Consider the following 26,472-nt stretch of genomic DNA (forward strand, 5'->3'; position numbering starts at 1 on the left):
CGTCTTCGAGGAGCACACTCCTCCGCACGATGATGACCGGCAAGATCCACCGCGCGACCGTGACCCAGGCGGACCTGCACTACGTCGGCTCGATCACGGTCGACGCGGACCTGCTCGCCGCGGCGGACGTGCTGCCCGGTCAGCAGGTCGACGTCGTCGACGTCACGAACGGCGCTCGCCTGACCACGTACGCCATCGCGGGGGAGCCGGGGTCGGGGCAGGTCTGCATCAACGGCGCCGCCGCGCACCTGGTGCACCCGGGGGACGTCGTCATCCTCATCGCGTACGGCCAGCTGTCCGACGCGGAGTCCCGCACCTACGAGCCGCACGTCGTCCTCGTGGACGGCGCCAACCGGATCGTGTCGGTCGGGGACGACCCCGGTCAGGTGCCCGACGGGTGGTCGGGGCTGCAGGCGAGCGGGATCCCGTTCGCCGCAGGTCGCGCCACGTGACCCGGCTCGCGACGCGACTGGCGGCTCCGGAACCGGGCTGGACGGTCGAGGCCGACGCGGTCGTCGTCGGCTCCGGCATCGCCGGCCTGACCGCGGCGCTCGAGCTGCGCACCCGCGTGCCCCGGGTGCTGCTGGTGACGAAGGACATCCTCGCGTCGGGGTCGACCGTGTGGGCGCAAGGGGGCATCGCGGCCGCGCTGGACCCGTCGGACTCGCCCGCCGCGCACCTGCAGGACACCCTGGTCGCCGGGGCGGGCCTGTGCGACCCGCGCGCGGTCGAGGTGCTGGTCACCGAGGGTCCGCGGCGCGTCCGCGAGCTGGTCGCACGCGGCGCCGTGTTCGACACGACCGCCGACGGCAGCATCTCGCTCACCCGTGAGGGTGGGCACCACGCCGACCGCATCGCGCACGCGGGCGGGGACGCGACGGGGGCGGAGATCTCCCGCGCGCTCGTCGCGCAGATCGAGGCGGTCCGCGACGACCCGGGCATCGAGGTCATCGAGCACGCGCTCGTCCTCGACGTGCTCACCGGTCCGCCGGGACCGGACGGCCGGCCCGGGCGCGCGTGCGGGGTGACGCTGCACGTGATCGGCGAGGGGCAGCGCGACGGTGTCGGTGCCGCCCTGGGCCGCGCGGTCGTGCTCGCGACGGGTGGCATCGGTCAGGTCTACCGCTCGTCGACCAACCCCGCGCAGGCGACCGGCGACGGGATCGCCGCCGCCCTGCGCGCCGGGGCGGTTCTGGGGGACGTCGAGTTCGTGCAGTTCCACCCGACGGTGCTGTGGCTCGGCTCGGGCGTGAAGGGACAGCTGACGCTGGTGTCCGAGGCGGTGCGCGGGGAGGGTGCGCTGCTGCTGGACACCGACGGCGTGCGGTTCATGCCGGACGTGCACCCGATGGCCGAGCTGGCGCCGCGGGACGTGGTCGCGCACGCGATCGTCCGGCGGATGAGCGAGACCGGCTCCGACCACGTCTGGCTCGACGCGCGGCACCTCGGTGACGACTTCCTGCGGTCGCGGTTCCCGACGATCAACGACCGGCTGCTGGAGCACGGCATCGACCTGACGACCGACCTGGTCCCCGTCGCGCCCGCGCAGCACTACCACTCGGGCGGCGTGGTCACGGACCTCGTCGGCCGCACGAGCCTGCCCGGCCTGTACGCGGTGGGGGAGACGGCGTGCACGGGTGTGCACGGCGCCAACCGGCTCGCGTCGAACTCGCTCCTCGAGGGGCTCGTGTTCGCCACCCGCGCCGCCCGGCACATCGCCGCGCAGGTGCAGCAGGGTGCGCTGCGTCCGCTCGAGCCCCTGGCGCGACCCGGCGACGAGGCCCTGGTCGCCGCCGCGTCGCGCGCCCGGGTGCAGCGCATCGCGTCGGACGGTCCCGGCCCGCTGCGCTCCGGCGACGGGCTGCGCCGGGCCGTGGCCGCGCTCGCGGCGGTGCCGACGGACGCGCACCTGCGCACCGACGAGGGCCGGCGACTGGCCGCCCCGCAGGTGGCCGAGTGGGAGACGACGAACGTGCACCAGGTGGCGACCGTCCTGACGGCTGCCGCGCTGGAGCGCGAAGAGAGCCGCGGCGGGCACGCGCGCAGCGACTTCCCGACGACCGAGCCGTCGTGGCGGGTGCGTCTGGAGCTGTCGCTGGGCGTCGACGGGACCCTGGTCTCCCGGCGGTCGTCGCTGTCCTGAGCGGGCAGGACGTCACCCGCAGGCGTGAATTCCGACACTATCGGCATAACGATCGATACCAGTAGATAGTTTCGATACCTCCAGCACTGGTCTCCCGTGCGTGCGCTGCTTACCCTCTGCAAAGGATCGCCCGAAACAGGGCAGACGTCTGCGCAAAGGAGCGTCGATGAGACACGCACGATCGCCACGTAATCGTTTCGAAACTATCGGGGTGGCGCTGGCCACCGCCCTCGCGCTCGCGGCAGTCCCGGCCGCCGTGGTCACCACCGGCACGGCGGCACTCGCGGCCGACACCACGCTGGTGTCCACGGACTTCACGGACGGCACGCTGGGCGGCTGGACGCAGAGCGGGGGCCCGACGCTGTCGTTCGTCGACGTGGACGGCAACCCCGCGCTGCAGGTGGCCAACCGGACCGAGGACTTCGACGGCATCCAGACGCCCGCCGGGCTGTTCGAGGACGTCGAGCCCGGCACCGTCCTCACGCTGTCGATGCGGGCGCGGCTCGCTCCGGAGACGGTCGGTTCGGCCGGGGTGCGCCTCGTCGTGAAGCCCGCCTACGGGTGGGTCGGGAACACCACGATGACCGCCGACGCCTGGTCCACCGTCACCGGCACGTACACCGTGCCGGCCGACGCCGACCCCGCCATGTTGCAGGTCTACCTCGGCACGGGCGCGCTCGACGCCCCGTACACCTACCTCGTCGACGACATCACGATCACGGCGCCCGCCGCGACCCCGTCCGTCGAGACGATCGTCTCGACCGACTTCACGGACGGCACGTACAGCGACTGGGCGGCCAGCGGCGGCGCGACGCTGTCGGTGGTCGACGTCGAGGGCAACCCCGCCCTCCAGGTGGCGAACCGCACCGAGGACTTCGACGGCATCCAGACCGCCGCCGGCCTCTTCGCCGACGTCGCGCCCGGCACCGAGCTGACGCTGTCGATGCGGGCGCGCCTCGCTCCGGAGACGGTCGGCTCTGCCGGGGTGCGCCTCGTCGTGAAGCCCGCCTACGCCTGGGTGGGCAACACCACGATGACCGCCGACGCGTGGACCACCGTGACCGGCACGTACACCGTGCCCGCCGACGCCGACCCCACCGCGCTGCAGGTCTACCTCGGCACGGGCGCGCTCGACGGCCCGTACACCTACCTCGTCGACGACCTCACGATCACGGCCCCGGCCGGTGGCGAGGAGCCGGAGACCCCGGACGTCCTGCCCGGTGGCGCCCTCAACCCCACGACCACCCCGGTCAGCGCTGCGCAGGGCACCGGGAACCGGTCCGCCCTGACGTTCGACGACGGCCCCAACGGCGCCGACACCACCGAGCTGCTGGACTTCCTGGCGGCCAAGGACCTCCAGGCCACGTTCTGCGTCATCGGCCAGAACGTCCAGGCGAGCGGTGGCGCGGACATCCTCAAGCGGATCGTCGCCGACGGTCACACCCTGTGCAACCACGGCACGTCCTACGACGTGCTCGACGGCACGCAGGCCGAGGTCGAGCAGGACCTGGCCGACAACCTGACGATCATCCGCACCGCGCTCGGCAACCCGTCGGCACAGGTGCCGTTCTTCCGCGCGGCCAACGGCGTGTGGACGACGGCCAACCAGAACGCGGCCGTCGCGCTCGGCATGCAGCCGCTCGCGGTGGTCAACACGATCTCCGACTGGGAGACCCAGGACGAGGCCACGCTCACCGCCAACCTGCGCACGGCCATGAAGTCCGGCGAGGTCGTGCTGATGCACGACGGCGGCGGCTCGCGGGCCGGCACCGTCGCGGCGGCGAAGACCGTCATCCAGGAGCGTCTCGACGAGGGGTGGACGTTCACGCTGCCCGCCGTCACGCTCGCGCCGAGCCAGCCTCCGGGCACCGCGGTGATCAGCGCCGACTTCGAGGACGGGCTGCAGGGCTGGGTCCCCCGGGCGACCGACACCGGCCAGGGCACGCTCGCCGTCACCGACGAGCTCGCCCACGGCGGCGCGCAGTCGGCGCTGCTGACCGAGCGGACCTCGCAGGGGCACGGCATCGGCTTCGACGCCACGGGGGTGCTCATCCCGGGCACCAGCTACGAGTACTCGGCCTGGGTGCGGTTCGCGCCCGGCCAGACCGCCGAGGACATCTGGCTGAGCCTGGCCCGGACGGTCGGCACCAGCACGTCCTACGACACGCTCAAGCAGTTCACGGGCATCTCGAACAGCGAGTGGACGGAGGTCACCGGCACGTTCCAGATGGCCGCGGCCGACTCGGCGCTGCTGTACTTCGAGACGCCGTGGGAGAACGGGGACCCGGGCAACACCTCGGACTTCCTCGTCGACGACGTCGTGGTCACGGTCCAGGACCCGCTGCAGGTGCAGGACCTGGCGCCGATCAAGGACTCGGTCGACTTCCCGGTGGGCGCGGCGATCGACAGCCGTGAGCAGACCGGTGCGCAGTCGGAGCTCCTGCTCCGGCACTTCGACCAGGTCACGTCCGAGAACTACATGAAGCCGGAGGCCTGGTACGACGCCGAGGGCACCTTCACGCCGCACCCCGAGGCCGACGCGATCATGCAGTACGCGCAGGACAACGGGATCGACGTGTACGGGCACACGCTCGCCTGGCACAGCCAGACGCCGGCCTGGTTCTTCCAGGACGAGGCGGGGGTCGCGCTCACGACGAGCGAGGCCGACCAGCAGGTGCTCAAGGACCGGCTGCGGACGCACATCTTCGACGTCGCCGAGTACCTCAGCGACACCTACGGGGCGTTCGGCAGCGACACCAACCCGTTGACCGCGTTCGACGTGGTCAACGAGGTGGTCAGCGACAGCGGCGAGTTCGCCGACGGGCTCCGTCGCAGCGAGTGGTACCGGATCCTGGGCGAGGAGTTCATCGACCTGGCGTTCCAGTACGCGGACGAGTCGTTCAACGACGAGTTCGCCGCCGCGGGCGCCGACCGTCCGATCACGCTGTTCATCAACGACTACAACACCGAGCAGGGCGGCAAGCAGGTCCGCCTGCATGCCCTCGTCGAGCGTCTGCTCGAGCGCGGTGTGCCGGTCGACGGCGTGGGCCACCAGTTCCACGTCAGCCTCGCGATGCCGGTGTCCGCGCTGGAGACGGCCATCACCGCGTTCAACGACCTGCCGGTGGTGCAGGCGGTCACCGAGCTCGACGTCACCACCGGCACCCCGGTGACCGACGGGAAGCTCGTCGAGCAGGGCTACTACTACCGCGACGCGTTCCGGGTCTTCCGTGCGCACGCCGAGAGCCTGTTCTCGGTCACGGTGTGGGGCCTGACCGACGGCCGCAGCTGGCGCAGCGACTCCGGCGCACCGCTCGTCTTCGACGACCTCCTGCAGGCGAAGCCCGCGTACCACGGCATCGTCGACGGGGAGCTGCCGGCCCGGCAGCGCGCGGCGAACGTCTTCGCCGAGGACGTGCCGCTGTCCGACGAGACCTCCGACGTCCGGTGGGCGCAGCTGCCGCTGAACGTCATCGACGACTCGACCGCGTTCCAGCTCCGCTGGGCGCCCGACAACCTGACGGCGTACGTCACGGTGGACGACACGTCCGTGCAGGCGACCGACGGGATCGAGATCGCCTACGCGGGCCAGACCGTCACGTTCGGCCGGGACGGCTCGGGCGACGTCGACGGCGTGGTCACGGAGCGGGACGGCGGCTACGACGCCGTCGTCAAGCTCCCGCTCGCCACCCCGGTCGCGGAGGGCGGCACGGTGCCGTTCGACCTCCGGGTGACGGACGGTGCCGGCACGGTCGCGTGGAACACCCCGGGCGCCACGGGCACGCTCACTCTCGTCGAGCCGCTGTCGTACGCCGAGGTGGGTTCCGTGGAGACGGCACCCGCGATCGACGGCGAGGAGGACGCCTCCTGGGCCGACGCCACGTCCGTCCGGACCGACAAGCAGACCAACGGCACCGGCGGCGCGACCGCGGAGTTCCGCACCGTCTGGAAGGACAACACGCTGTTCGTGCTCGCCGAGGTCACCGACCCCGTCGTGGACGTCTCGGGCTCCGACCCGTGGATCCAGGACTCCGTCGAGATCTACGTGGACGCGGGCAACTACAAGAACGGGTCCTACCGGTACGACGACACGCAGATCCGGATCAGCGCGACCAACGTGGTCTCGTTCGGCACGGGCGACGAGGCGTTCCAGCAGAACCGGCTGGTCAGCGCCACGCGGCTCACCGACACCGGCTACGTGGTGGAGGCCTCGATCAGCCTGCTCGAGGACGGTGGGGCGGGCAGCTTCCACGGTGTGGACTTCCAGGTGAACGACGCCAGTGGCGGCGCGCGCACCTCGATCCACAACTGGGCCGACCCGACCGGCGCCGGCTACCAGAGCACCGCCCGCTGGGGCGTCCTGCAGCTGGTGGAGACGGAGGCCGAGCTCCCGTCGTCGACCACGACGCTCGCGGCCTCGCCGTCGAGCCAGGTGTTCGGCGCGTCGAAGCGGGTCACGCTCACGGCGACGGTCACGTCCGACGTGGCCGTGGCCGGGCCGGTGGAGTTCGTGGCCGGGGAGACCGTGCTCGGCACGGCGACCCTGCGGGGTGGCACGGCGACCCTGCGGCTGCCGGCGTCCACGCCGGCCGGCAGCTACGACGTCGTCGCCCGGTACGCCGGGGACGACACCGTGACCGGCTCGGAGTCGGCGGCGGTGACCGTCGTGGTGAAGAAGGTTTCCACGACGACCGGGCTCACCGTCACGCCGGGGTTCTTGTTCATCCCGTCGTTCGCGGTGGTCACGGTCGCCACGGACAACGGGAAGGTCCCGTCGGGCACGGTCGAGATCCGTGAGGGCACCAAGGTGGTCAAGCGGCTCAGCGTGGTGCTCGGCATCGCGATCGGGACCGTCCCGTCGGGCAAGCACACGTACACGGCGACGTTCGTCCCGAACGACACCGCCAACGTGAGCCCGAGCACGAGCGCACCGGTCAAGACGCGCTGACGGGTCGACCGAGGCCCGCGTCCCGGTCGGACGCGGGCCTCCGTCGTGCCCGGTAGCGTGACCGCGTGACCGTGCCGACGCCCGCCCTGGACCCCGCCTGGATCGCCCGCACGGTCGAGGTCGCCCTCGACGAGGACCTCGGCCCCGCACCGGGCCGGGACGTGACGACGCAGTCGACGATCTCGCCGCAGGCGGTCGGTGCGGCGGACCTCGTTGCTCGGCAGGACGGGGTCGTCGCGGGCCTGGTGGTCATCCCCGAGGTCGTCGGCCAGGTCGCCGCACGGCTCGGGTTGGCCGTCCCGTCCGTCGACCAGCGCGTCCCCGACGGCACCCGCGTGGCCCGCGGTGACGTGCTGGCCGTGCTGACCGGCCCCGTGCAGGTGCTCCTCGTCGCGGAGCGGACGCTGCTCAACCTCGCGTCGCGCGCGTCGGGCGTCGCCACCCACACCCGCCGCTGGGCCGACGCGCTGGAGGGTACGGGCGCGCTCGTCCTGGACACGCGCAAGACGACCCCGGGGCTGCGGGCGCTGGAGAAGTACGCGGTGCGCTGCGGCGGCGGGACCAACAAGCGCATGGGGCTGTACGACGTCGCGATGGTCAAGGACAACCACGTGGTCGCGGCGGGCTCGGTCTCGGCGGCCGTGGCGGCCGTCCGGACGAGATACCCCGACGTGACGATCCAGGTCGAGGCGGACACGCTCCAGCAGGCGCTGGAGGCCGTCGCGGCGGGCGCGCGGTTCCTGCTGCTGGACAACATGCCGACGCCGCTGCTGACGGAGGTCGTCGCCGCGGTGCGGGCCGTCGACCCGGCGGTCGAGCTCGAGGCGACCGGCAACCTCACGCTCGACCGCGCGCGGGAGGTGGCGTCCACGGGGGTCGACTACCTGTCGGTGGGCGGGCTCACGCACTCGTCGCCGATCCTCGACCTGGCGCTCGACCTGGAGCCCGTCGGCCGGTGACGCGCCGAGAAAGCCCGTGACGCGCCGGTAAGATCGCCCGGTGAGCGAGACGCCCGAGAGCACCCCTGCACCCGACGACGCACCCGAGCAGATCCGGGTGCGGCGCGAGAAGCGGGACCGGCTGCTCGCCGCGGGTGTCGAGGCGTACCCGGTCGGGGTGCCGCGCACCCACACGATCGCGCAGGTCCGCGCCGAGCACCCGGACCTCGAGCCGGGGCAGGAGACGGACGACGAGGTCGGCGTGGCCGGCCGGGTGGTGTTCGTGCGGATCGGCGGCAAGCTCTGCTTCGCCACGCTCCAGGACGGCGAGGGGAACCGGCTCCAGGCGATGTTCAGCCTCGCGGCCGTCGGCGAGGAGCGGCTCGCGGCGTTCAAGACCGACGTCGACCTCGGCGACCACCTGTTCGTGCACGGTCGCGTGATCGCGTCCCGGCGAGGCGAGCTGTCGGTGTTCGCCGACGCGTGGCAGATCGCCGCCAAGTCGCTGCGCCCGCTGCCCAACCTGTACGAGGGTGTGGAGCTCACGGAGGAGGCGCGGGTTCGCCAGCGCTACGTCGACCTCATCGTGCGCCCGAAGGCCCGGGAGACCGCCCGCCAGCGGCCCGCGCTCCTGCGCTCGCTGCGGGACAACTTCCACGGCCGCGACTTCATCGAGATCGAGACGCCGATGCTGCAGACGCAGCCGGGTGGTGCCGCGGCGCGGCCGTTCGTCACGCACATGAATGCGTTCGACCTCGACCTGTACCTGCGGATCGCGCCGGAGCTGTTCCTGAAGCGTGCGCTCGTGGGCGGGATCGAGCGGGTCTTCGAGATCAACCGCAACTTCCGCAACGAGGGCGCCGACTCCACGCACTCCCCGGAGTTCGCGATGCTCGAGGCGTACGAGTCGTACGGCGACTACGACACGATGGCGGCGTTGACGCAGGACCTCGTGCAGAGGGCGGCCCAGGACGTGCTCGGCACCTCCGTGGTCGTGATGCCCGATGGCGAGGAGTACGACCTCGGCGGCGAGTGGGCCCAGATCACGATGTACGGGTCGCTGTCGGAGTCGCTCGGCGAGGAGATCACTCCGTCGACGAGCCTGGACACGTTGTCGGTCTACGCCGACAAGCTGGGCGTCGAGACGGACCCGAAGCGCGTCAGCCACGGCAAGCTCGTGGAGCTGCTGTGGGAGCACCAGGTGGGCGACCATCTGTTTGCGCCGACATTCGTGCGCGATTTCCCGGTGGAGACGAGCCCGCTCGTGCGTGATCACCGCAGCATCTCGGGTGTCGTCGAGAAGTGGGACCTCTATGTGCGCGGGTTCGAGCTGGCGACGGGGTATTCCGAGCTCGTCGACCCGGTGATCCAGCGGCAGCGCTTCGAGGCGCAGGCGGTGCTGGCGGCCGCGGGCGACGACGAGGCGATGCGCGTAGATGAGGACTTTCTCATGGCAGTGGAGTACGCGTTGCCACCCGCAGGCGGCATCGGGCTCGGGATCGACCGGTTGCTCATGGCGCTGACTGGCCTGGGTATCCGCGAGACGATCCTGTTCCCCCTCGTGAAGCCGCTGGGCTCATGAACCCCGTGTTCACGGCCCTAGCCGCCCTTCTTCCGTCCATCGGCGTCGGGCTGCTGTTCTGGTTCGCCATCCGCGCGCTGGTCAATGCCGACCGCACAGAACGGCAGGCATTGGCCAGAATGGATGCCGCGGAACGGGCGGCGGAAGGTGCCGCCAATAAAGAGAAAACCGGCCCCGCCGTTTGACGCCTTTATGTGCCGATGCGATAGTGAACGCGACAAGCATTCCCCCCGCATCGCATGATGGAGAACACAATGGCGCAGAAGGTTCAGGTCCTGCTGGTCGACGACATCGACGGCGGAACTGCAGACGAGACCGTGACGTTCGGGCTCGACGGCGTCACCTATGAGATCGATCTGACCTCCGGGCACGCCGGCGAGCTGCGTGAGGCATTCGCCCAGTGGGTCGGCCACGCACGCAAGGTCGGTGGCCGCACGGCCGCGAAGTCGACCGCAGCACGGGGTCGGCGCTCGTCGTCCAGCGACGCCCAGGCGATCCGTGAGTGGGCCAAGGAGCACGGGCACCACGTGTCCGAGCGCGGCCGCATCTCCGCGGAGGTCAAGGCCGCGTACGACGCGTCGCACTGACACATCGCACGAACGACGAGAGCCCGGTGCCGGGGGGGTGCCGGGCTCTCGTCATGCCTCAGGCGGGTCGTACACCCGTCAGCTCGCGCACCGCGGCGTACTGCTCGCGAACCTGCGTGACCGGGGCGCCGGTGAACACGGTCGCCTCGGACGCCGAGCTCCAGGACGGCGCCGTCGCCGACCCGGACAGGACCCAGGCGGCCTGGCGGGCGGCCCCGTCGGCCACGTACTCGCCGGGCGTCGGGACGCGGACGTCGAGCCCCAGCACCGACGGCGCGATCGCGCGCACGGCTGCCGACTGCGCGCCGCCACCGATGAGGAACAGCCGCTCGACCGCGACGCCCTGGGCGCGCAGCGCGTCGATCCCGTCGGCGAGCGCGCACAGCATCCCCTCGACCGCGGCGCGCGCCACGTGCGCAGGCGTCGTGTTGCCGAGGCGCAGGCCGTGCAGCGCGCCCGTCGCGTCGGGCTTGTTGGGCGTGCGCTCGCCCTCCAGGTAGGGCACGAGGACGAGCCCGTCTGCGCCCGCGGGGGCCGAGAGGGCCAGTGCGGACAGCCCTGCGTGGTCGACCCCGAGCATCCGGGCGGCCGCGTCGAGCACCCGGCTCGCGTTCAGCGTGCAGGCGAGCGGGAGGAAGCCCCCGGCCGCGTCGGCGAACCCGGTGACCAGCCCCGACCCGTCGGCCGTCGGCGCGGGTGCGATCGCCGACACGACCCCGGACGTGCCGATGGAGACGGCCACGTCCCCGGGCTGCAGGCCGAGGGCCAGAGCCGCCGCGGCGTTGTCGCCCGCGCCGGGGCCGAGGACGGCGCCGCCAGTGGTCCGGGGACCCGCCTCGGACGGGCCGAGCACCCGGGGGACGAGCGCGTCGTGCCCGAGGGCCAGCTCGAGCAGGTCGTGGCGATAGTCCTCCGTGGCGGGGGACCAGTAGCCCGTGCCGGAGGCGTCCGAGCGGTCGGTCACGAGGGCGTCCAGGCCCGGTGCACCGGCCAGGCGCCACGTCAGCCAGTCGTGGGGGAGCGCGACGGCGGCGACGCGCGCGGCGTTCTCCGGCTCGGCGTCCCGCAGCCAGCGCAGCTTGGTCACCGTCAGCGACGCGACCGGCACCGAGCCGACCGCGTCGGCCCACGCCTGCGGTCCGCCCAGCTCGTCGATCAGGTCCAGGGCGGCCTGTGCCGAGCGGGTGTCGTTCCACAGCAGCGCGTCCCGGACCACCTCGCCGCGGGCGTCCAGCGCGACCATCCCGTGCTGCTGGCCGCCGACCGAGACGGCCTCGACGTCGTCGAGACCCCCGGCGCTGACGATCGCGGACTGCAGGGCGTCCCACCAGTACCAGGGCGCCACCTCGGTGCCGTCGGGGTGCGAGGCCCGTCCGGAGCGCACCAGCGCGCCGGTGTCGGCGTCACGCACGACGACCTTGCAGGACTGCGTCGACGAGTCGATACCGGCGACGAGAGCCATGGTCTACCTCCAGTTGAGCCCGCAACGTCCGCACTCCTGTGGGTCGGAACCCTCCGGAGTGCGGACGTCGCGATGAGACGAGGCGCAACGTCCGCACTCGTGAGGGTCGGAACCCTGTCGAGTGCGGACGTTGCAGGACGGGGACAGGGTCAGCGGGCGCCGAGGGCGTGCTCGAGGGCCAGCTGGTTGAGGCGGACGAAGCCGAAACCGCGCTCGGCGACGGCGTCGACGTCGAGGTCCTCGTAGGCGGAGCGGTCGGCCAGCAGGTCGGCGAGGGTCTCGCCCGCGGCCAGCGTCGGCTGCGCGAGCTCGAGCACACCCGACTCCTCGAACGCCGCCTGGACCTCGGGGTCGGCGCGGAACGCCTGCGCGCGCTCCTTGAGCAGCAGGTACGTCGCCATGTTGGCCGACGCGGAGTCCCACACGCCCTGGAAGTCCTCGGTGCGCGACGGCTTGTAGTCGAAGTGGCGCGGGCCGTCGTAGGTCGGGCCGCCCGACGGGAACCCGTTCTCGAGCAGGTCGACCGTCGCGAACGCGGAGAACAGGTCGCCGTGGCCGAAGACCAGGTCCTGGTCGTACTTGATCGACTTCTGGCCGTTCAGGTCGATGTGGAAGAGCTTGCCCGCCCACAGCGCCAGCGCGATGCCCTGCGTGTAGTTGAGACCGGCCATCTGCTCGTGGCCGACCTCGGGGTTCAGGCCGACGATGTCGGCGTGCTCCAGGCGGTCGATGAGCGCGATCGCGTGGCCGATGGTCGGGAGCAGGATGTCGCCGCGGGGCTCGTTGGGCTTGGGCTCGAGCGCGATGCGCAGGCCGTAGCCCTTCTCCTTGATGTACGCGGCGACGGTGTCGATGCCCTCGGCGTAGCGGTCGTGCGCGGCGTTGAGGTCCTTGGCGGAGTCGTACTCGGCGCCCTCGCGGCCACCCCACATGACGAACGTGTCGGCGCCCAGCTCGGCGGCCAGGTCGACGTTGCGGACGACCTTGCGCAGCCCGTAGCGGCGCACGCGGCGGTCGTTCGACGTGAACGCGCCGTCCTTGAAGATCGGGTGGCTGAACGTGTTGGTGGTGACCATCTCGACGGTGATGCCGGTCTCGTCGAGGGCGCCCTTGAAGCGGGCGAGGATCTTGTCGCGCTCGGCGTCGTCGGACCCGAAGGGGACCACGTCGTCGTCGTGGAACGTCACGTGCGCGGCGCCGAGCTCGGCCAGCTTGTGGACCGACTCGACCGGGTCCAGCCACGGGCGCGAGGCCGAGCCGAACTGGTCCTGGGCGTTCCAGCCGACCGTCCAGAGGCCGAACGAGAACTTGTCTGCACGGGTGGGCTGCGCTGCCATCACGCGTCTCCTCATCGAGAATCTTCGGTTTAGTTTGCCGGATGAATTTATCCCGAGAAGCCGGTAGGGTCAAGCGCATGCCGACGCCCGAACCCCGCGACCCGTCGCGCGTGGCCCGGCAGGCGCAGATGCGCGACCAGAACCTCGGGGTCGCGCTGCGCGGGATCGTCGACGCCCCCGAGCCGCTGTCCCGGGCACAGCTCGCCGCGTCCGAGGGGCTCGCCAGGGCGACCGTGTCCGGGCTCGTCGACCACCTCATCGAGGCCCGGCTCGTGCGCGAGCTCGACCCCACGCAGACGCAGCGCGCAGGCCGCCCCGCCGTCCCGCTCGCACCCGCGCGGGGGACCGTGGCGGGCATCGGCATGGAGGTCAACGTCGACTACCTGGGGGTCCGCGCGATCGACCTCGCCGGGGACGTGCTCGCCGAGCACGTCGAGCTCGACGACCTGCGCGGCGCCGGGCCCGGCGCGGTCCTGGACCGGCTCGCCGCGCTCGTCGGCCCCGTGATCGACGGGCTGCGCGACGGGGGGGTCCGCGTCGCCGGCACCGCCCTCGCCCTGCCCGGTCTGGTCGACCGGGTCACCGGCCCCCTGCGGGTGGCGCCGAACCTCGGCTGGAGGGACGTCGACGTCGTCGGCGCCCTGTCCGCCCTCACCGGGCTCCCGCCGCGCGTCGCCAACGAGGCGAACCTCGCCGCCCGTGCCGAGGCGCACGCCCGCCGCGGCTCACCCAGCTTCGCGTACGTCTCCGGCGAGGTCGGCATCGGTGGCGCGATCGTCCTCGACGGCGAGATCTTCCCCGGCCGGCACGGCTGGAGCGGTGAGATCGGGCACATCGTCGTCGACGCGTTCCGTGGACCCCGCGCGTCCGACGGGAGCCTCGAGGCGCTCGCCGGCCAGGACGCGATGCTCCGCGCCGCCGGCCTCCCGCCGACCGCCCGCCTCGACGCCCTGCTCGACGCGCTCCGCGCCGACGACCCGCGCGCGACCGCCGCCGTCGCGCAGGCCGCACGAGCGCTCGGCGTCGCCCTCGCGAGTGTGGCCAACGTGGTCGACGTCGGCGAGGTCGTGCTCGGCGGCACCTTCGGCCAGCTCTTCGACCACGTGCACGACGAGGTCGCCGCCCGGCTCGACGAGCTGGTGATCTTCGCCCCCTGGTCGCCGCTCGTGGTCTCCCCGGCGCGCGCCGGCGTCTACCCCGCGATGACCGGCGGCGCGCTCGCCGCCCTGTCCACGGTCCTGGTGGACCCGGCTGAATGGCTCCGCACCCACTGACCGACCCGCGCCAACGCCCGCAGATTCGGTCGTGGGGACGCGCGAGGGTGCGGACGTCCGGGGAGCTGCAGCGCAGCGCCCGCGGATTCGGTCGTGGGGACGCGTGATGTGCGGACGTCCCCGGCCGACGTCAGGGGTCAGCCCGCGTTGCGGAGCATGAACTCCGTCTCCGTGTCGCGGCCCATGAGCGGGTCCGGCGCGGCCTCGGTCTCCACGCTGGCGATCGTGTCCTCCAGCCGGACCGGCTCGGGGAGCGCGGCGTAGCGGGATGTCGCGGGGGAGCTCTGGTCGGTCATGGTCGCCACCTCTCTGGAAGCCGCACGTGCTGCCCCGACTGTAGGCGCCCACCCCCGCATACGTCCGAGGATCCGGCCGCTCTGGCGACCGGATGCTCGGACGTCCGGGAGGGATTGACGCGTGCGCAGCGGACGTGCGCGGGCCGTCGCGCCGGTGTCGCCGTAGGCTCCGGGACCGTGAGCGCGCAGCAGACACCCCTGTGGATCGGTACCTACCCCGTCGCCGGAGCGGGGACGCCCGTCGGGCTCGGGGAGGGGATCTGGCGGGTCGACCTCGATCCCGCGACGGGTGTGCTGAGCAACGCGCGGCAGGTCGTCGAGACGCCGTCGCCGAGCTTCCTCGCGCTGCACGGGTCGGTGCTGTACGCGGTGAACGAGCAGACGGACGGCACGGTCAGCGCGTTCGACGTCGTCGGCGACTCGCTGGTGCACCGGGCGACCGTCCCGTCGGGCGGCGCGGACCCGTGCCACCTGGTGCTCGACGGCGACGTGCTGCTGGTCGCCAACTACTCCTCGGGCACGCTCGGGGTCCTGCCGCTGGACGAGGACGGCGGGTTCGCGACGCAGGGTCCGGCGCAGGTGCTCGCACATGTCGGGTCGGGTCCCGACGAGGACCGGCAGGAGTCGCCGCACGCGCACTTCGTCGCGCTCGACCCGAGCGGCGCGTTCGTGCTGGTGGTCGACCTGGGCACCGACGAGATCCGCCGGTACCGCCGCGAGGGCGGCCGCCTCGTCGAGGACGGCATCGCGGCGGCGCTCCCGGCCGGCAAGGGTCCGCGGCACGTCGTGTTCAGCGCCGACGGCCGGTTCGCGTACGTCGTCGGTGAGCTGGACGTGACGGTCCGGGTGCTGGCGTGGGAGTCGGGCGTCGGGACGGTGGTGCAGACGCTCCCCGCGACGACGGTGCCCGCGGCGGAGCGTCGGCTGCCGTCGCACGTCGTCCGCGACGGTGACCGGCTGCTGGTCGGTGTGCGGGCGTCGGACGTGCTCGCGCGGTTCACGATCCGCCCGGACGGCCTGTTGGAGCCGGTTGCCGACGACGCGCTGCCGGGAGCGTGGCCGCGGCACCTCGACGTGGTCGACGGGTGGACGGTCGTCGCGGAGCAGACGTCGGGCACGCTCACGGTCCTGGGCGCGGACGGCACGGTGGCCAGCACGCTGGCGCTCCCGTCGCCGACCTGTGTGGTGCGCGCCTGACGCGTCAGTGGTGGTGGCCCATCCGGCCCAACGTCTGCTCGGGGGTCGCGCCGGGGCGGGTCCACTGCGGTGCGGGTCGGCTGGTCGGGCCCCCGTCCGGGTGTCGCTCGGCGTCCGTGCGCCAGTACCAGCACGGGTCGTGGCCCTCGGGCCAGCCGTCGGGGGAGTCCTCCCAGGCCTCGCCGCGGCCGTACGGGGTCCGGTCGAGGAGGGCGAAGGGGCCGGCGACCGCCTCGACGCCGCGCCCTGTCGTGGAGTAGGTGAGGAACACGCGGTCGCCGTCGCGCAGGTAGCAGGTGAACGACCCTGAGGCGTTGCCGACGGGCGGCTCGAGGCCGCGGACCGAGTACCAGGGCTGCGTGTAGCCCATGAACTCGACGAACGGGGCGACCTCGTCCCAGCGGCCCGAGGTCAGGATGGCGAACGAGACGCCGCGGGCGTTCAGGTAGACGGCGTCCCGCACGTGCCAGGCGGACACGGTGCAGCCCTCGCACTGGCCCTGGTGGGGAGCGCCGTCGTGCCACATGTGGTCGTAGACCATCAGCTCGTCGCGTCCCTCGAAGAGGTCTCGGAAGGGGACGGGGCCGTCGGGTCCGACGACCGGGGCGGATCCGTCGATCTCCACCATCGGGAGGCGTCGGCGGGCTGCGGCGAGCCGGTCGCTCTCGCGGGTGTGGGCCTTCTCGCGGACCAGCAGCTCGTCGCTGGCGGCCTGCCACGTGGCCATGTCGACGACGGGCGGGCGTCCGGGTGCGGTCATGGTGTCCTCCGAGGTGTCGCGCCGGGCGGTCACCCGACGCCTCATGACGGGGACGAGTGCGGGTTCTCGACACACGCGTCGGCACGACGTGCCCGTTATCGAATCGTGATCTTCCCGACTTACCGCCCAGTAAGTGATTGTGGTTGTGTGGCGATGACCGCACGCGTCGACGGTGCAACGAAGCACCGGCCCGGCTCGGGCGGAATGTGGCTGTGCAATGGGGCCCGGCCATGTCACCAGGGGAGCGACCGTGCGCCGTGCCGACCGTCTGAACGCCCTTCCCGCCAGCCTCGCCGCGCTGGCGCTGGTCGTGCCGCTGACCCTGGTCGGGCTCGCCGCGCCGGCAGCGGCGGCACCCGGGGACCTGGCGCGAACCGGGACGGCGACGGCCGACAGGAGCCAGTCCGACGGCGACGGCACGTTCCCGCCGGACGCGGCGATCGACGGCGACCCGGCCACCCGCTGGGCCAGCGGCAACGGACCGGACGAGGACGTCGAGTACACCGCCTGGCTCCAGGTCGACCTCGGCGCGGAGGCGTCCGTCGACCACGTCGTCCTCGCCTGGGAGGCCGCGTTCGCGGCGGGCTACGAGCTCCAGGTGGCCACCGCGCCGGACGAGTGGACGACCGTGCACACCGAGGCGGCCGGCGACGGCGGCACCGACGACGTCACGTTCGCGGCCACCGACGCCCGGTACGTGCGGCTTCAGATGACCCAGCGGACCAGCTTCGACTGGGACCCCACCCGACCGCACTGGTACGGCTACTCGCTGTTCTCCTTCGAGGTCTACGGGACCGCGACGCAGGCGGCCGTCGCGTTCGCCACGTCCGGCACGACCGTCCCCGCCGGCGAGGACGCGACGGTCCCACTGATCCTGGCCAGCGCCGCGGACACCGACACCACGGTCCGCGTCCGGTCGACCGGCGGCACGGGCGTCGCCGGCACGGACTACACGGCGGTCGACGAGGCGGTCACATTCCTGGCGGGCTCGACGGAGGCGACCGTCACGGTGCCGACCGTCGACCACGGTCCGCTGGGCCAAGTCCGCACGGTCGAGCTCACGCTCTCCGAGCCGTCCGACGGCCTGGCACTGGGCGGCCGCACGACGAGCACGGTCACGATCACCCCGCACGGAGACCTGCCGGACGTCGGCGGCGTCACGGTGCTCGACGACTTCGAGTCGGGCGTCCCGACCGGGTACACCACCTGGGGCATCAGCGCGCCGGTCACTCCGGTCCTGAGCACCGAGCAGGTCGACCGTGGCGGCAGCGCCCTGGTCGCGACGGTCGGCGGGACACCGGCGGCGGGCGACTGGTTCGGGTTCACCCACGACATCGCCGCCACCGACTGGTCGGCGCACGACGGCTTCACGTTCTGGTTCCTGGGCACCGGCGGCGGCGGGCTGCTCCGGTACGAGCTCAAGAGCGGCGGCCAGCTGTTCGAGCGGTCCGTCACCGACGACACCGCGGGCTGGCGCCAGGTCAACGTGGCGTTCTCGCAGCTGCGGCTCAAGGGCAACCCGGCCTCGGACGCCCGGTTCGACCCGTCGGCGAGCACCGGCTTCGCGGTCACGCTGACCGACCTCGGTGCGGGTGCGTGGACGTTCGACGACCTTGGCCTCTACGACCGGGTGAGCACCATCGAGGACGCCGAGGGTGACGTCCCGATCGCCGCGCCCGGCAGCACGGTCGGCATCTTCACGTGGGGCTCGGTCGCCGACCTGGTGCGCCTCGGAGTCACGGAGCAGGAGCGTGAGGGGATCCCCGCCGGGAACCACGTGCTGTCGGGCGACTACCAGATCCCCTCGGGCGGCTGGGGCGGCTACAGCCAGAACCTGGCGGCCGGGCAGGACTGGAGCTCGTTCCGGGGCATCCGGCTCGCCTGGTACGCCTCGCAGCCCACGCGCCCGGCGTCCCCGACCGCAGGCGACGACATCAAGGTCGAGCTCAAGGACGGCGGCCCGGACGGCGAGCACTCCGAGGTGTGGGCAGCCACGTTCAAGGACAACTGGTCCACCGACGGCAGCCGCTGGAAGATCGTCGACCTGCCGTTCTCGCAGTTCACGCTCAGCGGCTACCAGCCGGGCGACGCTGCGACGCGCAACGGCACCCTCGACCTGACGTCCGCGTGGGGGTACGCGGTCACGTTCGTGCCGGGTACCGCGACGCCGGTCTCGTGGGCCATCGACGACGTGCAGCTGTACGGCTCGGCGGTCCCGGCCCCGACGGCCACGGTCAGCTCGCAGGACGTCGTGCTGGTCGACCCCGGCGAGACCGCGCAGGTCCCCGTGGTCCTCACGACGACGGACGGCCAGCCCCTGCCCGCGGACGTCACCGTCGACTACGCGAACGGCGACGGCACGGCCGAGGCCGGCACCCACTACGACGCGTTCTCCGGCACGCTCACGTTCCCCGCGGGCACGGAGTCGGGGTCGACGCAGACCATCGACGTGGTGACGCACGCGACCCAGGAGGTCGACGACGCGCGGACCCTGACCGTCGACCTGTCCGCGAACGGCGCGGCGGTGTCCACGACCCCGCGCATCGTCCTCAATGCCGTCGGTGCCGCGTACCTCGACCCGACGGAGGACACCGCCGACCGCGTCGAGGACCTGCTCGGGCGGATGACGCTGGCGGAGAAGATCGGCCAGATGACCCAGGCCGAACGCCTCGGCCTGCAGTCGCCCGGCCAGATCGCCGAGCTCGGCCTCGGGTCGGTCCTCTCGGGCGGCGGCTCGGTGCCGCAGCAGAACACCGCGGCCGGCTGGGCGGACATGATCGACGGCTTCCAGCGGCAGGCCCTGTCCACGCGGCTGCAGATCCCGCTGATCTACGGCGTCGACGCCGTGCACGGCCACAACAACGTGGTCGGGGCGACGATCTTCCCGCACAACCAGGGCCTGGGCGCCGCGCGCGATGCCGACCTGGTCGAGGACGTCCAGCGCACGACCGCGCAGGAGGTCCGTGCGACCGGCGTCCCGTGGACGTTCGCGCCGTGCCTGTGCGTCACGCGCGACGAGCGCTGGGGCCGCTCCTACGAGTCGTTCGGCGAGGACCCGGCGCTGGTCACGGCCATGGCCGACGCGGCGGTCGTCGGGCTGCAGGGCACCGAACCGGGCGACCTGTCGGGGCCGGACAAGGTCCTCGCCACGGCCAAGCACTGGGTCGGCGACGGCGGCACGACGTACGACCCGGCGCTCGCGGGCTCGGGCTACCCGATCGACCAGGGCATCACCCGCGTCGACAGCCTCGCCGAGCTGCGGCGGCTGCACGTCGACCCGTACGTGCCCGCGATCGCGGCGGGCGTCGGCTCGATCATGCCGTCGTACTCCGCGGTCTCGGTCGCCGGCGCGGACCCGGTCCGGATGCACGAGCACGGCACCCTGAACACGGACCTGCTCAAGGACGAGCTCGGGTTCGACGGGTTCCTCATCAGCGACTGGGAGGGCATCGACAAGCTCCCGGGCGGCACGTACGCGGACAAGGCGGCACGGTCGGTGAACTCGGGCCTCGACATGGCGATGGCGCCCTACAACTTCGGCGCGTTCATCACCGCGATCACCGGCAAGGTCGGCTCGGGGGACGTATCGCAGGAGCGGGTCGACGACGCCGTCCGGCGGATCCTGACGCAGAAGTTCGCGCTCGGGCTGTTCGACTCCCCGTTCGCCGACCGGTCGCAGGCGGCCGGCGTCGGCTCTCCAGAACACCGCGCGGTGGCCCGCGAGGCGGCAGCGAAGTCGCAGGTGCTGCTGAAGAACGCGGACGACCTGCTGCCGCTGGCGGCGGACGCTCGCGTGTACGTCGCAGGCTCCAACGCCGACGACCTGGGCAACCAGGCGGGCGGGTGGACGATCTCCTGGCAGGGCGGTTCGGGCGACACGACGACCGGCACCTCGATCCTGGAGGGCATCCAGAACCGTGCGGGCACAGCGGACCCGTCCGTGATCTACTCCAAGGACGCGTCCGCGCCCGTCGGTGACGCGCAGGTCGGCGTCGTCGTGGTCGGCGAGACGCCGTACGCGGAAGGGCAGGGCGACGTCGGCAACAACGGGAAGTCGCTGAGCCTGAGCGCGGCGGACCGCACCGCGATCGACACGGTCTGCGGCGCGCTGCCGTGCGCGGTGCTCGTCGTGTCGGGCCGCCCCCAGCTGGTCACCGACCACCTCGCCGCGATCGACGCGCTGGTGGCCTCGTGGCTGCCGGGCACCGAGGGTGCGGGCGTGGCCGACGTCCTGTTCGGGACGCAGCCGTTCACGGGCCGGCTGCCCGTCACCTGGCCCGCCGCGGCCGACCAGGTCCCGGTCAACGTCGGCGACGACACCTACGCGCCGCTGTTCCCGTACGGCTGGGGCCTGCGCACCGACGCGCAGCGCGACCGGCTCACGGCGCTCGTCGCCACGCTGCCCGACGGTGACGCGCAGGACGCGGTCCAGGCGGTGCTCGACGCGCCGGTCTGGGACGGTTCGGCGATCGACCCGGCGCGCACCGGTCAGGCCGTCCGGCTGCTGGCCGCCGCGGCCGAGGAGCTCGACGGCACCGACCGCTCCGTCGCGTCCGCGGCGGGCGTGGTCGTCTCGGTGGTCCGCGACCTCGCGCAGGACGCGTCGGGTCCGGAGGACGCCACCACCACGGCCGACGCCGAGCACGCCCTGATGTCCGGCGACGCCTCCGGTGCCGTCGACCTCCTGGCCGACGTCCTCGGCGTCTCGACCGCACCCCCCGTCGCGTCGACCACCAAGCTCTCGCTCTCGTCGTCGATCGCGGTCTTCGGCAAGCCGGTGACCGCCAGGGTCTCGGTTCAGGGCGGGTCGGGGACGGTCCAGGTGCTCGTCGACGGCGCGCCGGTGGCCGTCGCACCGCTCGCCGCGGACGGCACCGCGAAGGTCCGGCTCCCCGCGGACGTCGCGACGGGCCGCCACAAGGTCACCGCGGTCTACGGGGGCGCCCCCGCCGCCGACCCGCCGGTCCTCGGGTCGAGGTCGCAGGCCGTCTCCCTCACCGTGACCAAGGCGCTGCCGACGGTCGGCACCGACGGCACCGACTGGACGGTGCGCCGCAGCGACCCCAAGGACATCCACGTGCAGGTCACCGGCGTCGCGGGAACCGTCCCGACCGGCACGGTCGACGTCTGGGTGAACGGTCTGCGCCGGGGCACGGCCACCCTCGACGCCCGCGGGACGGCGGTCGTGACGCTCCCGAAGGGGACCTCCACCTCGCTCGTCGTCGTCACCTATGCGGGTGATCGCACCTACCTCCCGTGGCTCGCCGCACCCCACCTGCTCGTCGTGCGGTGACTCCAACGGGTGACTCCGGGCGAAAGACCTCCAGGACCTGCACGAACGTGCCGATCCCCTCGTCGTCGACGACGAACGAGGAGGTTCCGCGATGCGCAACGGCTTCGACATCTACCGCGTGGGCTCGGACCCGAAGCACCAGGAGCCACAGAGCCCCTGGGGATGGACGCCCCGCCGCGGCGAGGTGCCCACCGGTGAGACGGTCGTGCAGGACCACGACTACTCGCTGACGTACACCGGCAACGACCCGCTGCTGGCCGCCGCGTTCGCTCGCGGCGCCCGGCTCAAGGAGATCGTGACGATGTGGCCCGAGCTCTCGTTCTACCCGTCGACGGCCGGGGGCTTCCTCCCCGACGGCAACATCTTCCCGATCCGCGGCGACTACAAGCCGCCGAGCGGGCTCAGCGCCCTGCGGTCCAAGCTCAACGGTCGGCGCTCGTCGGGTGCGCACGCGGCGGAGGCCGCCACCCAGCCCTGACGCGACCGCGTGCTCTCCGTGCGTGAGAATGGGTCCAGACCCGTCCGCGAACAGGAGCACCCGTGACCCTCGAGCACGCCCCGCGCGTCGCCATGCTCTCGGTGCACACGTCCCCTCTGGACCAGCCCGGGACCGGCGACGCGGGCGGCATGAACGTGTACGTCATCGAGCTCGCACGCGCCCTCGCGGCCCGCGGTGCGCGCGTGGAGATCTTCACGCGCGCGACGTCGTCGGACCAGCCGGAGACGGTGCTGCTGCCCGGATCCGACGCGCTCGGGCGCCCCATCGCCGGCGACGCCGCGCGCACGGTCCTGCTGGCCGACGAGGTCGGTCCCGGCGTGACGCCGCCGATCCTGGTGCACCACGTCCCCGCGGGCCCGTTCGAGCGGCTCGACAAGAACGACCTGCCGGGCGTCCTGTGCGGGATGGCTGCGGGCCTGCTGCGCTGGGAGGCCGCGCGCCGGCCCGGCTGGTACGACGTGGTGCACTCCCACTACTGGCTCTCCGGGCAGGTCGGGCAGATCGCGGCGGACCGGTGGGAGGTCCCGCTGGTGCACACCGCGCACACGCTGGCCCGGGTGAAGAACGCGTCGCTGGCCCCCGGTGACACCCCCGAGCCCACCGCGCGTGTGGTCGGCGAGGAGCAGCTGGTCGAGCAGGCCGACGCCCTCGTGGCCAGCACCCCGGTCGAGGCCGAGGAGCTGGTCGAGCTCTACGGCGCCGACCCCGCCCGCGTCCACGTCGTCGAGCCGGGCGTGGACCTGGACCGTTTCGTGCCGGGCGACCGGGTGGAGGCGCGCCGCACGCTGGGCCTGCCCACCGACCGCCAGATCGTCCTCTTCGCCGGCCGCGTCCAGGCCCTGAAGGCCCCGGACGTGCTGGTCAGCGCGCTGGGCGTGCTGCGCGCCACCGGGCGGCCGGTCCCCCTGCTGGTGGTGCTCGGCGGTCCGTCGGGCCGGTCCAGCGCCGTCAAGGAGCTCGAGGCGCTCGCGTCCATGGCGGGAGTCCCCGACGACGTCGTCGTGCACGCGCCGGCCGACCGCGACACGCTCGCGCGCTGGTACCACGCGGCCGACGTGGTCGCGATGCCGTCGCGCAGCGAGTCGTTCGGGCTGGTCGCCGCCGAGGCGCAGGCCAGCGGCGTCCCCGTGATCGCGGCGTGCGTCGGCGGGCTGCGCACGATCGTCGACCACGACGTGTCCGGCCGGCTGGTCCGCGGGCACGACCCCGAGGTGTGGGCCGACGTGATCGCCGACGTGCTGGCGTCGTCCGAGGACCGCGCCCGGTACGCGGTGGGCGCGCGCCAGGTGGCGGAGCGGTTCGGCTGGGACACCACCGCCGACCAGATGCTGAAGGTGTACTCGGTGGCCGGTGAGGTCCGGCAGTCCCGCGTCTGAGGGTCGGACGTCCCGGGACGTCTCCGTGGGCCTGCGGCAGGATAGACCCATGACCTACACCCTCGTGCTGCTCCGCCACGGCGAGAGCGAGTGGAACGCCAAGAACCTGTTCACCGGCTGGGTCGACGTGCCCCTCTCGGAGAAGGGCACCGCGGAGGCCGTCCGCGGCGGGACGCTGCTGACCGACGCGGGCGTGCTGCCGGACGTCGTGCACACGTCGCTGCTGCGCCGGGCGATCACCACCGCGAACCTCGCGCTCGACGCCGCCGACCGGCACTGGATCCCCGTGAAGCGCTCCTGGCGCCTGAACGAGCGCCACTACGGCGCGCTCCAGGGCAAGGACAAGAAGCAGACGCTCGAGGAGTACGGCGAGGAGCAGTTCATGCTCTGGCGCCGGTCCTACGACTTCCCGCCGCCGGACATCGAGCTCGGCTCGGAGTTCTCGCAGGACGCGGACCCGCGCTACGCCGGCGAGCCCATCCCGCGCGCCGAGGCGCTCGAGCAGGTCCTCGTCCGCGCGCTGCCGTACTGGGAGTCGGACATCGTCCCCGACCTGCGCTCGGGCAAGACCGTCCTGGTCGCGGCGCACGGCAACTCGATCCGCGCCCTGGTCAAGCACCTGGACGACGTCGACAGCAGCACCATCGCCGGCATCAACATCCCGACCGGCATCCCGCTGCTCTACACGCTCGACGAGGAGACGCTGAAGCCCACCAACCCGGGCGGCACGTACCTGGACCCGGAGGCCGCGGCGGAAGCCATCAAGGCGGTCGCCAACCAGGGCCGCTGACCCCTCTTCTTCACGACGTCCGAGGAAGTGAGCGCTCTGACGCTCGCTTCCTCGGACGTTGCTGTCTGACCGGACCTCCGGACATGCCCGGGGGGTCCGGGTCTGATTGACTCCGAAGCATGACGATGCCGTCTTTCGAGGACACCTCCGACTTCGACGACGCCGAGCGGGGGAAGATCGCCGACATCCCCTCCGAGCGGATCCTGGGCGCCGACGGCCACGTCGTCTGGGACCCGCAGCGGTACGACTTCCTGACGGGGGACTGCCCGCCGACCGTCCACCCGAGCCTCTGGCGGCAGTCCCGGCTCGCCGCGATCGGGGGTCTCTTCGAGGTCGTCGAGGGCATCTACCAGGTGCGCCAGTACGACCTGTCCAACATGTCCTTCATCGAGGGCGACGAGGGCGTGATCGTCGTCGACACCCTCACCGCCACCGAGACGGCGGCCGCCGCCCTCGCGCTCTACCGGTCCCACCGCGGCGACCGTCCCGTGACGGGCGTCGTCATCACGCACTCGCACGCGGACCACTACGGCGGCATGGCGGCGGTGATCGACGAGGGGGTCCCCGTCCTCGCGCCCGAGGGCCTGGTCGAGCACGCCGTCTCCGAGAACGTGTACGCCGGGTCGGCGATGTCCCGCAGAGCCGTCTACATGTACGCGTCCGACCTCGTCCCCGGGGCCGAGGGGCAGGTGGGCAGCGGGCTCGGCACGACCAACTCGAACGGCACGCTCTCGCTGGTCACCCCGACGGTCGACGTCACGGAGACCGGGTTCGAGCAGACGGTCGACGGCGTCCGCATGGTGTTCCAGGTGACTCCGGGGACGGAGGCTCCCTCCGAGATGAACGTCTGGTTCCCCGACCACAAGGCGCTCTGCATGGCCGAGAACGCCACCCACACGCTGCACAACCTGCTCACGCTGCGCGGCGCCCAGGTGCGCGACCCGCGGAACTGGTCGCGCTACCTGCACGAGGCGCTCGACCTGTGGGGCGACCAGGCCGACGTCGTGTTCGCCTCGCACCACTGGCCGACGTGGGGCACCGAGCGGATCAGGAGCTTCCTGTCGACGCAGCGTGACCTGTACCAGTACCTGCACGACCAGACGCTCCGCCTGGCGAACCAGGGTCTCACCGGCATGGAGATCGCCGAGGTCTTCGAGCTGTCACCGGGACTGGAGCAGGCGTGGAACGCGCGGGGCTACTACGGGTCGGTCAGCCACAACGTGAAGGCGGTGTACCAGCGCTACCTCGGCTGGTTCGACGGCAACCCGGCCCACCTGTGGGAGCTGCCGCCCGAGAAGGAGGGGGCGCGGATCATCGCGCTCGCGGGTGGTGCCGACAAGGCGCTCGATGCCGTCGAGTCCCTGCTGGCCACGGGCGACACCGACGACCTGCGCTGGGCGACCACCCTGGCCAGCCACGTCGTGTTCGGCGGCGGCGACGACGCCCGGGCGCGTGATCTGCTGGCCGCCGCGATGACCCGGTTGGGGCACGGCGCCGAGAACGCGACGTGGCGCAACTTCTACCTGCGGGGTGCCGAGGAGCTGCTCGGGGGGATCGCGGCGCCGCCCCCGGACCTGTCGACACCCCAGGTCCTCAGCGGGCTCACGATCCCCCAGCTCTTCGACTCGATCGGCGTCCGCATCGACGGCCCTCGCGCCGGCTCGGAGCACCTGGCGATCGACTGGGTGTTCACCGACGAGGTGCACACGTACCGCACGGAGCTGTCGAACGGTGCCCTCATCCACGCCGCGAAGGGTCCCCGCGCGACGGCCCCGGACCTCACGGTGACCCTCACCAAGCCCCTGCTCATCCAGCTGCTGTTCGTGCACGAGAAGGAAGGCATCGCGTTCGACGGCGACCAGGGCGCCCTGGGCCGCCTGCTGACCTACGTCGACTCGACGTCCAACACGTTCCCGATCGTCACCCCGTAACCCACAGCAACGTCCGCACTCGATCGGCCTGGAGGTCGACGGAGTGCGGACGTTGCGTC

At 72.6% G+C, this 26,472-nt stretch carries 18 protein-coding genes; 14 read left to right on the plus strand and 4 right to left on the minus strand.

The window, feature by feature from the left end:
• Positions 1-29: 29 nt before the first annotated feature.
• The 7 genes from panD (at position 30) to ASF78_RS12335 (ending at position 10,198) form a co-directional block, all read left to right on the plus strand.
• Positions 30-452 (plus strand): aspartate 1-decarboxylase, encoded by a 423-nt coding sequence (panD, locus tag ASF78_RS12305; protein ID WP_056589518.1) that lies wholly within the window; start codon positions 30-32, stop codon positions 450-452.
• Entirely contained in the window at positions 449-2,143 is a 1,695-nt protein-coding gene (locus ASF78_RS12310) for an L-aspartate oxidase (protein WP_056589522.1), read from the plus strand. The genes panD and ASF78_RS12310 overlap by 4 nt, the downstream gene beginning before the upstream one ends.
• 211 nt (positions 2,144-2,354) lie before the next feature.
• Entirely contained in the window at positions 2,355-7,091 is a 4,737-nt protein-coding gene (locus ASF78_RS12315) for an endo-1,4-beta-xylanase (protein WP_056589524.1), read from the plus strand.
• 65 nt (positions 7,092-7,156) lie between these two features.
• Positions 7,157-8,050 (plus strand): carboxylating nicotinate-nucleotide diphosphorylase, encoded by an 894-nt coding sequence (gene nadC / locus ASF78_RS12320; RefSeq protein WP_056589526.1) that lies wholly within the window; start codon positions 7,157-7,159, stop codon positions 8,048-8,050.
• 40 nt (positions 8,051-8,090) lie between these two features.
• Complete coding sequence (gene lysS, locus ASF78_RS12325; protein ID WP_056589529.1) at positions 8,091-9,611, plus strand: lysine--tRNA ligase; 1,521 nt, start codon at positions 8,091-8,093, stop codon at positions 9,609-9,611.
• A complete protein-coding gene (locus ASF78_RS12330; RefSeq protein ID WP_056589532.1) occupies positions 9,608-9,796 on the plus strand; it encodes a hypothetical protein in 189 nt (62 codons plus the stop codon). The genes lysS and ASF78_RS12330 overlap by 4 nt, the downstream gene beginning before the upstream one ends.
• A 69-nt stretch (positions 9,797-9,865) precedes the next feature.
• Entirely contained in the window at positions 9,866-10,198 is a 333-nt protein-coding gene (locus ASF78_RS12335; protein ID WP_056589535.1) for an Lsr2 family protein, read from the plus strand.
• Positions 10,199-10,256: 58 nt separating this feature from the next.
• Here the strand turns inward: ASF78_RS12335 and xylB are convergent, their stop codons facing one another.
• Positions 10,257-11,660 carry a xylulokinase gene (gene xylB, locus ASF78_RS12340; RefSeq protein WP_056589538.1) on the minus strand — a complete coding sequence of 468 codons (1,404 nt, stop codon included), beginning with the start codon at positions 11,658-11,660 and terminating at the stop codon, positions 10,257-10,259.
• Between the two features lie 149 nt (positions 11,661-11,809).
• Positions 11,810-12,997 carry a xylose isomerase gene (gene xylA / locus ASF78_RS12345; protein WP_056589541.1) on the minus strand — a complete coding sequence of 396 codons (1,188 nt, stop codon included), beginning with the start codon at positions 12,995-12,997 and terminating at the stop codon, positions 11,810-11,812.
• Positions 12,998-13,074: 77 nt separating this feature from the next.
• Between xylA and ASF78_RS12350 the strand changes: the two genes are divergently transcribed.
• Positions 13,075-14,271 (plus strand): ROK family protein, encoded by a 1,197-nt coding sequence (locus tag ASF78_RS12350; RefSeq protein WP_056589543.1) that lies wholly within the window; start codon positions 13,075-13,077, stop codon positions 14,269-14,271.
• Positions 14,272-14,408: 137 nt separating this feature from the next.
• Here ASF78_RS12350 and ASF78_RS12355 read toward each other — a convergent pair whose 3' ends face one another.
• Positions 14,409-14,567, minus strand: a complete 159-nt coding sequence (locus tag ASF78_RS12355; protein WP_056590833.1) for a hypothetical protein — start codon at positions 14,565-14,567, stop codon at positions 14,409-14,411.
• Between the two features lie 177 nt (positions 14,568-14,744).
• Between ASF78_RS12355 and ASF78_RS12360 the strand changes: the two genes are divergently transcribed.
• Positions 14,745-15,764 carry a lactonase family protein gene (locus tag ASF78_RS12360; RefSeq protein WP_056590834.1) on the plus strand — a complete coding sequence of 340 codons (1,020 nt, stop codon included), beginning with the start codon at positions 14,745-14,747 and terminating at the stop codon, positions 15,762-15,764.
• A gap of 4 nt (positions 15,765-15,768) precedes the next feature.
• Here the strand turns inward: ASF78_RS12360 and ASF78_RS12365 are convergent, their stop codons facing one another.
• A complete protein-coding gene (locus tag ASF78_RS12365; RefSeq protein WP_056590836.1) occupies positions 15,769-16,524 on the minus strand; it encodes a DUF899 family protein in 756 nt (251 codons plus the stop codon).
• 250 nt (positions 16,525-16,774) lie between these two features.
• Between ASF78_RS12365 and ASF78_RS12370 the strand changes: the two genes are divergently transcribed.
• The 5 genes from ASF78_RS12370 (at position 16,775) to ASF78_RS12390 (ending at position 26,413) form a co-directional block, all read left to right on the plus strand.
• Entirely contained in the window at positions 16,775-21,817 is a 5,043-nt protein-coding gene (locus tag ASF78_RS12370) for a glycoside hydrolase family 3 N-terminal domain-containing protein (RefSeq protein ID WP_056589545.1), read from the plus strand.
• Between the two features lie 91 nt (positions 21,818-21,908).
• Positions 21,909-22,295: a hypothetical protein gene (locus tag ASF78_RS12375; RefSeq protein WP_056589548.1), complete on the plus strand. Its 387-nt coding sequence runs from the start codon at positions 21,909-21,911 to the stop codon at positions 22,293-22,295.
• A 62-nt stretch (positions 22,296-22,357) separates the two neighbouring features.
• On the plus strand, positions 22,358-23,692 hold the full coding sequence (locus ASF78_RS12380; protein WP_056589550.1) for a glycosyltransferase: 1,335 nt from the start codon (positions 22,358-22,360) through the stop codon (positions 23,690-23,692).
• A 49-nt stretch (positions 23,693-23,741) separates the two neighbouring features.
• Positions 23,742-24,482: a phosphoglyceromutase gene (locus ASF78_RS12385; RefSeq protein ID WP_056589553.1), complete on the plus strand. Its 741-nt coding sequence runs from the start codon at positions 23,742-23,744 to the stop codon at positions 24,480-24,482.
• Positions 24,483-24,601: 119 nt separating this feature from the next.
• The gene (locus ASF78_RS12390; RefSeq protein WP_056589556.1) at positions 24,602-26,413 is read left to right on the plus strand and encodes an alkyl/aryl-sulfatase; all 1,812 of its coding nucleotides are present in this window, start codon (positions 24,602-24,604) and stop codon (positions 26,411-26,413) included.
• Positions 26,414-26,472: the final 59 nt, after the last annotated feature.

Origin of the sequence: Cellulomonas sp. Leaf334 (assembly GCF_001424195.1) — a bacterium.
Taxonomy (GTDB): domain Bacteria; phylum Actinomycetota; class Actinomycetes; order Actinomycetales; family Cellulomonadaceae; genus Cellulomonas.